Genomic DNA, 2,483 nt, shown 5'->3' on the forward strand with positions numbered 1-2,483 from the left:
CTTCTCTTTCTTTCTGCTGCAATGGGGCTTGGTCCGATCTCTTTTACGGTGTTGATGACATCGTTGATCACAACCGCCCACTTTGCTCCTTCGGATGCAGAGACGAAGGTCATACGGAAACGTTTGTGCTCCAGACCCATGTTCTGCATGATGCTCTTTACGAGGAACATTCTCTTTGCCGCCTTGAAGTTTCCTGCAAGGTAGTGGCAGTCACCGAAGTGACAGCCGGATACAAGAACTCCGTCTGCTCCGTCGGCGAATGCCTTGAGGACAAAGAGCGTGTCGATACGTCCGGTACACATCACCCGGACAATTCTTACGTCCGGCGGGTACTGGGTACGGGCGGACCCCGCACCGTCTGCTCCGGCGTAGGAACACCAGTTGCAGATGATACCGATAATCTTCGGTTTCCACTCATCAGCCATTACTGTTCACCTCCCAGGAAGAATGCATCAATCTGGGCAAGAATCTGCGGGCTCGTGAAGTGCTGCATCTTGATCGCACCTCCGGGGCAGAAACCGCCGCACGTACCGCAGCCTTTACACTTGGCAGCAGTGACGGTCATGACGGTACGGCCTTCGTCGTTGACGATCATCGACAGAGCAGAGTACGGGCACTGACCGACACACATACCGCAGCCGGCACAGAGGGATTCAACGCACTGGGCGTAGTACGGCTCAAGTTCGACCTGACCGGCATGGATTGGAATAGATGCAGCGGACGCGGCACCTTCAGCCTGGGCAACGGTGTCAGGAATATCCTTCGGACCCTGACAGACACCGGCTAAGTACACACCGGCAGTGGTGGTGCCGCACGGGTCAAGCTTCGGGTGAGCTTCCAGCAGCCACTTGTCAGCAGAGCAGGAGACACCGAAGTGTCTGCGCACGACTTCCGTCTCAGCGGTCGGCTGAATTGCTGCGGCCAGCACAACGATGTCGACCTCGATCTCGACCGGCATGCCAAGAAGGGTATCCTCGGCAACGACCAGCAGATTCTTGTTCGGCAGTTCCTGGATCTGGGCAACACGGCCGCGGATGAACTTCGCGCCTTCGTGCTGGATACGGTAGTAGAACTCCTCATATGCTTTGCCGAAGGAACGGATGTCCATGTAGAAGATGTATGCTTTACAGCCGGGGATCTTTTCGATGACCTGGTGAGCGTGTTTCAGCGAGTACATGCAGCAGAAACGGCTGCAGTACGGTTTGCCGATACCGGTGTTGTCCCGGGACCCGGCACAGAGGACGAAACCGACGGACTTCGGGGTTTCGCCGTCCGAGGGTCTTACCAGGTGACCAACGGTCGGACCGGATGCGCAGATTAACCGCTCGAACTCGAGAGAGGTGATGACGTTGTCGTAGAGTTTGTATCCCCACTCTTTCTTCTGTTCGATCGGGAAGGTTTCGTAGCCGGTGGCAAGGATGACGGTGCCGACCTTGACGGTGAACAGTTCGTCTTCCATGTTGAGGTCGATGGCTTTCTTGGTGCCGCAGGCAGTCTCACAGAGGCCGCATTTGACACAGGCACTGAAGTCGATCGTGTAGATCAGCGGGACGACCTGGGCGTGCTGGATGTAGATGGCCTTTCTTGGAGCCATGCCGAATTCCCAGGTGTTGGGTTTGACGACAGGGCAGACCTGGGCACAGTCACCGCAGCCGGTACAGCCGCCGCCGACGATGCCTTTGGCAGCGGCTTCGGCCGGGGTCAGGACACCGCGGGCGTGGCGGCGGATGGTGACGTCGAAGTTGCCGATGTATCCTTCTACTGCTTCAACCTCGGCGAGGGTGTAGAGTTTAATACCCGGCATTCGGCCGGCTTCGGCCATCTTCGGGGAGAGAATGCACTGGGAGCAGTCGAGCGTCGGGAACGTTTTGTCCAGCTGGGACATGCGGCCGCCGATGGTAGGTTCTTTCTCGATGAGGTAGGTTTCAATGCCAGCCTTGGCAAGGTCCATGGAGGTCTGGATTCCGGCGACGCCGGCGCCGACGACCATGGCACGGTGTTCGACAGGGACGGCCATCGGGTAGAGGTCTTCCAGCATGGTGGCTTTGGCGACGGCGATACGGACGGCGTCTTTGGCTTTGGCGGTGCCGCCGTCCCAGTCGTGCATGTGGACCCAGGAACCCTGGTCACGGATGTTGGCCATCTCAAACCGGAACGGGTTCAGGCCGCCGTTCGCGGTGGCGGTACGGAAGGTGGGTTCGTGCAGACGGGGGGTGCAGGCGGCGACGACGACACCGGTAAGGTGATACTTTTCGATGTCGTCGTGGATCATGTTCTGACCGGGGGTCGAGCACATGTACGCGTAGTTTTCTGCAACGACGACGTGCGGAAGGGTTTGGGCGTACTCTTTGACGGCGACGACGTCTAACGAGCCGGCGATGTTGGTACCGCAGTGGCAGATGAAGACACCGATACGTGGTTCAACGGGCGCTGCGGAAGATTCAGCAGCTTTCTTTCCACTATAGACCATGTTACTGACCTCC

Annotated in this window: 2 protein-coding genes; both read right to left on the reverse strand. The window is 58.2% G+C overall.

What is annotated here, in order from left to right:
* The coding region (locus O0S09_RS09915; protein ID WP_268923816.1) for a hydrogenase iron-sulfur subunit at window positions 1-425 on the reverse strand (425 nt) is incomplete at its 3' end.
* Window positions 425-2,470: a CoB--CoM heterodisulfide reductase iron-sulfur subunit A family protein gene (locus tag O0S09_RS09920; protein ID WP_268923817.1), complete on the reverse strand. Its 2,046-nt coding sequence runs from the start codon at window positions 2,468-2,470 to the stop codon at window positions 425-427. The genes O0S09_RS09920 and O0S09_RS09915, both read right to left, overlap by 1 nt.
* Window positions 2,471-2,483: the final 13 nt, after the last annotated feature.

The organism is Methanocorpusculum vombati (assembly GCF_026891935.1).
Classification (GTDB): Archaea; Halobacteriota; Methanomicrobia; order Methanomicrobiales; family Methanocorpusculaceae; genus Methanocorpusculum; species Methanocorpusculum vombati.

What these genes read in the sequence shown, in the direction of transcription:
- O0S09_RS09920 (WP_268923817.1), bottom strand. Translation starts at nt 2,470, where the DNA reads ATGGTCTATAGTGGAAAGAAAGCTGCTGAATCTTCCGCAGCGCCCGTT.